This window comes from Arcobacter sp., assembly GCF_050300555.1.
Taxonomy (GTDB): domain Bacteria; phylum Campylobacterota; class Campylobacteria; order Campylobacterales; family Arcobacteraceae; genus Arcobacter.
The window spans coordinates 1-5,763 of the sequence record NZ_JBNKXY010000027.1 but is presented as its reverse complement, the minus strand read 5'-3'; the positions used below and the strand labels follow the sequence as shown (position 1 = coordinate 5,763).

General features: G+C 32.8%; 8 protein-coding genes, 1 tRNA gene and 1 pseudogene. All 10 read left to right on the top strand.

Annotation, left to right across the window (positions count from 1 at the left end; all coding sequences use genetic code 11):
• Nucleotides 1-313 precede the first annotated feature (313 nt).
• Nucleotides 314-1,522, top strand: coding sequence for an elongation factor Tu (gene tuf / locus ACQY5W_RS12895; RefSeq protein WP_428025378.1), 1,209 nt, complete (start codon nt 314-316; stop codon nt 1,520-1,522).
• Between the two features lie 17 nt (nt 1,523-1,539).
• The gene (gene rpmG / locus ACQY5W_RS12890) at nt 1,540-1,698 is read left to right on the top strand and encodes a 50S ribosomal protein L33 (RefSeq protein WP_419766447.1); all 159 of its coding nucleotides are present in this window, start codon (nt 1,540-1,542) and stop codon (nt 1,696-1,698) included.
• Nucleotides 1,699-1,728: 30 nt separating this feature from the next.
• Nucleotides 1,729-1,804: transfer RNA gene (locus tag ACQY5W_RS12885), tRNA-Trp, on the top strand.
• A gap of 81 nt (nt 1,805-1,885) precedes the next feature.
• Nucleotides 1,886-2,068 (top strand): preprotein translocase subunit SecE, encoded by a 183-nt coding sequence (gene secE / locus ACQY5W_RS12880; protein WP_428025377.1) that lies wholly within the window; start codon nt 1,886-1,888, stop codon nt 2,066-2,068.
• A gap of 10 nt (nt 2,069-2,078) precedes the next feature.
• On the top strand, nt 2,079-2,606 hold the full coding sequence (gene nusG / locus ACQY5W_RS12875; protein WP_428025376.1) for a transcription termination/antitermination protein NusG: 528 nt from the start codon (nt 2,079-2,081) through the stop codon (nt 2,604-2,606).
• Nucleotides 2,607-2,699: 93 nt separating this feature from the next.
• Nucleotides 2,700-3,125, top strand: coding sequence for a 50S ribosomal protein L11 (rplK, locus tag ACQY5W_RS12870; protein ID WP_428025375.1), 426 nt, complete (start codon nt 2,700-2,702; stop codon nt 3,123-3,125).
• A 93-nt stretch (nt 3,126-3,218) separates the two neighbouring features.
• Nucleotides 3,219-3,917 carry a 50S ribosomal protein L1 gene (gene rplA / locus ACQY5W_RS12865; protein WP_428025374.1) on the top strand — a complete coding sequence of 233 codons (699 nt, stop codon included), beginning with the start codon at nt 3,219-3,221 and terminating at the stop codon, nt 3,915-3,917.
• Nucleotides 3,918-4,106: 189 nt separating this feature from the next.
• Nucleotides 4,107-4,595, top strand: a complete 489-nt coding sequence (gene rplJ / locus ACQY5W_RS12860; RefSeq protein WP_428025379.1) for a 50S ribosomal protein L10 — start codon at nt 4,107-4,109, stop codon at nt 4,593-4,595.
• Nucleotides 4,596-4,650: 55 nt separating this feature from the next.
• Nucleotides 4,651-5,025, top strand: coding sequence for a 50S ribosomal protein L7/L12 (rplL, locus tag ACQY5W_RS12855; protein WP_428025373.1), 375 nt, complete (start codon nt 4,651-4,653; stop codon nt 5,023-5,025).
• 169 nt (nt 5,026-5,194) lie between these two features.
• Nucleotides 5,195-5,763: pseudogene (locus tag ACQY5W_RS12850) on the top strand (DNA-directed RNA polymerase subunit beta); the annotation flags it as partial.

Below are 5,763 nucleotides of genomic sequence, written 5' to 3'. Positions count from 1 at the left end.
GGAGTAGCTCAGTTGGCTAGAGCTTCTGCCTTCCAAGCAGATTGTCGCGAGTTCGAGTCTCGTCTCCCGCTCCATTTATTTTTTATTGATTCTGGGAGCTGAGTTATAGATAGCAAAAATTATAACTCTTTTTACTACTTTGTAATCTCCTTGTAATCTTTTTTATAGTATAATTGCGACCCGTTTATATAATTTAGCTGTATTCGTACATTTAACTTATGTGAATGTCTCACAATACCCCTCTGAATAGATCAGCTTTTGGGCTTATCTGCTCAGAGGGCAATTTAATTAAATCTTTTAAAGGAAAAATTCTATGGCAAAAGAAAAATTTGACAGAAGTAAACCACACGTAAACATTGGTACTATTGGTCACGTTGACCACGGTAAAACTACATTAACTGCTGCGATCACAATGTGTTTATCATTAAAAAATGGTCAAAAAGCAATGGATTATGATCAAATTGATAATGCTCCAGAAGAGAGAGAAAGAGGAATTACTATTGCTACTTCTCACGTTGAGTATGAAACTGCAACTAGACACTATGCGCACGTTGACTGTCCAGGACACGCCGATTACGTTAAAAACATGATTACTGGTGCTGCACAAATGGATGGAGCTATCTTAGTTATTGCAGCTACTGATGGACCAATGGCTCAAACAAGAGAGCATATCTTATTATCTAAACAAGTAGGTGTACCTTACATCGTTGTTTTCTTAAATAAAGAAGATCAACTTGATGATGAAGATAAAGAAGAAATGTTAGAATTAGTTGAAATGGAAGTTAGAGAATTATTATCTACTTATGATTTCCCAGGTGATGATACTCCAATTATTGCTGGTTCTGCTTTCCAAGCATTAGAAGAAGCTAAAGCTGGTGCTGCTGGTGAATGGGCTGAAAAAATCTATAAATTAATGGATGAAGTTGATGCTTATATCCCAACTCCAGAAAGAGATGCTGATCAAGCATTCTTAATGCCTGTTGAAGACGTATTTACTATCCAAGGTAGAGGTACTGTTGTAACTGGTAGAATTGAGAAAGGTACTATTAAATTAGGTGAAGAAATTGAGATCGTTGGTATCCACGACACTCAAAAAACTACTGTAACTGGTATTGAAATGTTCAGAAAAGAAATGGACGAAGGTCAAGCTGGGGATAATGCAGGTATTCTTTTAAGAGGTATCAAAAAAGAAGACGTACAAAGAGGACAAGTTCTTGTTAAGCCAGGATCAATTACTCCACACACTAAATTTAGAGGAGAAGTTTATATTCTTTCTAAAGAAGAGGGTGGAAGACATACTCCATTCTTCTCAGGATATAGACCACAATTTTATGTAAGAACAACTGACGTTACTGGTTCTTGTACTTTACCAGAAGGTACTGAAATGGTTATGCCAGGTGACAACGTAGAAATGACAGTTAGCTTAGTTGCTCCAATTGCTCTTGAAAAGGGAACTAAGTTCGCTATTAGAGAAGGTGGAAGAACAGTAGGTGCTGGAGTTGTTGCTGAAGTTCTAGAATAAGGATTAATATGGCAGCAATAAGAATTAAAATCGGATTAAAATGCCAAGAAAGTGGAGATATTAATTACACTACTTGGAAAAACCCAAAAACTCATACTGAGAAATTTGAGGTTAACAAATATTGTCCAAGATTAAGAAAACACACTATTCATAAAGAAGTTAAGTTAAAGTCGTAAGACTTTACTTAACCCTTTATCTTTTTAAGCAGGTCAGTAGCTCCAATGGTAGAGCGCCGGATTCCAAATCCGATGGCTGGGGGTTCGAGTCCCTCCTGGCCTGCCACCAAATATTTCTTAAAGTAGTAAAGAATAACTTTTTTAAGAAATATTTATAAGCTAAATAATTATAACTCTGGAGTCAATTGTGAGTAAGTTAAAAACATATTATAAAAATGCAAGAGAAGAGATAGGAAAAGTTATTTTCCCAATTAAAGAGCAAATTAGATCTGCTTATATTTCTGTATTTGTAGTTGTAACAGTTATATCATTGTTTTTAGCTTTAATAGATGCAATTATGTCTCTTAGCTTATCATCAGTAATGAACTAAGGAATTAATAATGGCACATTTATGGTATGCAATTCAAACTCACTCTGGAAGTGAATTAACAGTAAAAAGAGCATTAGAAAGACTTTCTGATGAAATGGCTGATGGTAAAATAGCTGAAGTATTAGTTCCAACAGAAGATTTAATCGAAGTTAAAAAAGGTAATAAAACAATAGTTGAAAGACCTTTATATCCAGCATATGCTTTTGCAAAAATTGACCTAGATACTGCATTATGGCATAGAATTCAATCAATGCCTAAAGTTGGAAGATTTATTGGTGAATCAAAAAAACCAACACCTTTATCTGAAAAAGATATTAACTCTATTTTAGATAAAGTAAATAATAGAGCCGCTGCTAAACCAAAAGTTTCATTTGATGAAGGTGAAATGGTAAGAATTAATGAAGGACCATTCGCTAACTTTAACGGTATAGTTGAAGAGTTTGATATTGCTTCTGGTATTTTAAAATTAAATGTATCAATCTTCGGAAGAAATACTCCAGTTGAAATTTCTTATACACAAGTAGAAAGAGTAGTATAAATTAGAATATAGACATTAGGCAATAAAATTAGCTTCTGAGTTTTCTTGCCTAATGTCTAAATCATTAAACAACAAAAATTTAAAGGAGAAAAGATGGCTAAAAAAATAGCTGGTGTTTTAAAACTTCAGATCCCTGCTGGTGCTGCTAATCCATCACCACCTGTTGGTCCTGCACTTGGACAAAGAGGGATTAATATTATGGAATTCTGTAAAGCTTTCAATGAAAGAACTAAAGATAAAGCAGGATTTACTATTCCTGTAGAGATTTCTTACTATACAGATAAAAGTTTTACATTTATAGTTAAACAACCTCCAATGACTGATTTAATTAAAAAAATTTCAGGTGTTAAAAAAGGTAGTGATAACGCACTTAAAAACAAAATTGGTAAATTAACTAAAGATCAAGTTATGGAAATTGTTGATATGAAAATCAAAGATTTAAATACAAATGATAGAGAACAAGCTGCAAAAATTGTTGCTGGTTCAGCTAGATCTATGGGAATTGAAACAGAAATTTAATATTCTGTTATCCAGTCTGACCACTGACTTTAAAAGATGGTAGCAAATTGAGGTATTAAATTCCTCGAAAAAAAATATATTGCGGAGAATAAAATGGCAAAAGTTTCAAAAAGATATAAAAGTTTATTAGAAAAAGTTGAAAATAGAAAATACACATTAGCAGAAGCAGTATCTTGTGTAAAAGAATTAAAATCAGCAAAATTTGATGAAAGTGTTGAAGTTGCACTTAATCTTAATGTAGATCCAAGACACGCTGATCAAATGATCAGAGGTGCAGTTGTTCTTCCTCATGGAACTGGTAAAACTGTAAGAGTTGCAGTTTTCGCTAAGGGAACAAAAATGGATGAAGCAAAAGCAGCTGGTGCTGATATCGTTGGTAATGATGATTTAGTAGAAGAAATTCAAGCTGGTAACATTAATTTTGATGTATTAATAGCAACTCCAGATTGTATGGGAATGGTTGGTAAAATCGGTAGAATTTTAGGGCCAAAAGGTTTAATGCCAAATCCTAAAACTGGAACAGTTACTATGGATGTTAACAAAGCAGTTAATGATGCAAAAGGTGGTCAAGTTACATATAGAGTTGACAAAAAAGGTAATATGCAAGCAGCAGTTGGAAAAGTTTCTTTTTCTGATGAAGCAATTACTGAAAACATCAAAGCATTTATTTCAGCAATTAATAGAGCTAAACCTTCTACAGCAAAAGGAAGATATGTTACAAATGCAGCAATTTCGTTAACAATGTCTCCTTCTGTTCAATTAGAACCATTAGAAGTTATGGATATTAAATAACAAATTTTAGTAGTTGTAAATACACAATTTACAACTACTTCTTTTAACATTCAAATATGTTGATAGAATCAATATTTTTGAGTGTTATTCAAAGCACTGAGATAAAACTGAAGACAGCTGGTTAGATACCCCCGTATCTTGTAAAGCCCGCCGAAGTTGGATGTTTTGAAAGGGGGAAAATAAATTATGATGACTAAACAACAAAAATCAGAAATTGTTGATTTCTTAACTTCAGAGTTTAAAGAGTCTCAAGCTATTGTAGTTTGTGATTATAAAGGTCTAACTCATAAGCAGTTAGAAACTTTAAGACAAGAAGCAAAAGAAAATGGAACAAAAGTTCAAGTTGCAAAAAATACTCTTGTTACTGTTGCTGTTAGAAATGCTGAATTAGGTGATATTGAATTATCTGGTACAAATATTTTCTTATGGTCTGAAGATCAAATTTCAGCTTGTAAAGTTGCTGACAAATTTGCATCTGATAACAAAGATAAATTTGCAATTAAATCTGGTATCATCGAAGGTAAAATTGCAGACTTCGCTACTGTTAACGCGTTTGCTAAATTACCATCAAGAGAACAACTTCTTGGTATGCTTGCTGCTACTTGGATGGCTCCAGTTACGAACTTTACTATTGGGCTTGATGCTCTTAGAAAGAAAAAAGAAGAAGAGGCTGCTTAATAATAAGCAACAATTATTTATATAAAATTAAAAATAAAAATTAGAAGGAAAAGAAATGGCAATTTCTAAAGAAGACGTATTAGAATACATCTCTGGTTTATCTGTATTAGAGTTATCTGAATTAGTAAAAGAATTCGAAGAAAAATTTGGTGTATCTGCACAACCTGTTGCAGTTGCTGGTGCTGCTGTTGCTGCTACTGCTGATGCAGGTGAAGAGCAAACTGAATTCAACGTTGTTATTGTTGACGCTGGAGACAAAAAAATCAACGTTATTAAAGTTATCAGAGAATTAACTGGTCTTGGATTAAAAGAAGCAAAAGCTATGTCTGAAGAAGCTGGAGCAGTAGTTAAAGAAGGTATCTCTAAAGCTGATGCTGATGCAGTTAAAGCTAAACTAGAAGAAGCTGGTGCAAAAGTAGAAGTTAAATAATTACTTTTAAGTAATGTTTATGTTATATAGGGCTTTGTGCCCTATATACAGTTAGCATCTTTGAAGGCTAAGGTTAAAATTCCACGGAGTTTTAACCCTATCCTTTAGGGATGCTTTTGTGCTTTATACTAAAAAGCAAAAAAAAATCAAATTTTAGATAAGGTGAACTATGCTAAATTCTTTAAAATCTGGTAATAGGCTTAGAGTCGATTTTGCTAAAAATCCACAACATATTGAAATTCCTAATTTATTACAATTACAACAAAATTCATATGACAACTTTTTAATGGTTGGAAAAGAAAGTAGAAACGATGCTGGTATTGAAAAAGTATTCAAATCTATTTTCCCAATACATGATGCTCAAGGTAGAATTACTCTTGACTATATCGAAAGTGAAGTGGGTAAACCAAAATATGACGTAAGAGAAGCTATGATTAGAGGTCTTACTTACTCTATTCCATTAAAAATCAAAATCAGATTAACATTATGGGACTTAAACGAAAAAACTGGTGAAAAAATCGGCGTTAAAGATATGAAAGAACAATCTTTATTCGTAAGAGAAATTCCTTTAATGACAGAAAGAACTTCATTTATCGTTAATGGTGTTGAAAGAGTTGTTGTAAACCAATTACATAGATCTCCAGGTGTTATTTTTAAAGAAGAAGAATCAAATACTGCTGGAAATAAATTAATTTATACTGGACAAATTATTCCAGATAGAGGTTCTTGGTTATATTT

Excerpts from the sequence above, each read along its gene's own strand:
- tuf (WP_428025378.1), top strand. The coding sequence starts at position 314 with ATGGCAAAAGAAAAATTTGACAGAAGTAAACCACACGTAAACATTGGT.
- nusG (WP_428025376.1), top strand. The coding sequence starts at position 2,079 with ATGGCACATTTATGGTATGCAATTCAAACTCACTCTGGAAGTGAATTA.
- rplK (WP_428025375.1), top strand. The coding sequence starts at position 2,700 with ATGGCTAAAAAAATAGCTGGTGTTTTAAAACTTCAGATCCCTGCTGGT.
- rplA (WP_428025374.1), top strand. The coding sequence starts at position 3,219 with ATGGCAAAAGTTTCAAAAAGATATAAAAGTTTATTAGAAAAAGTTGAA.
- rplJ (WP_428025379.1), top strand. The coding sequence starts at position 4,107 with ATGACTAAACAACAAAAATCAGAAATTGTTGATTTCTTAACTTCAGAG.
- rplL (WP_428025373.1), top strand. The coding sequence starts at position 4,651 with ATGGCAATTTCTAAAGAAGACGTATTAGAATACATCTCTGGTTTATCT.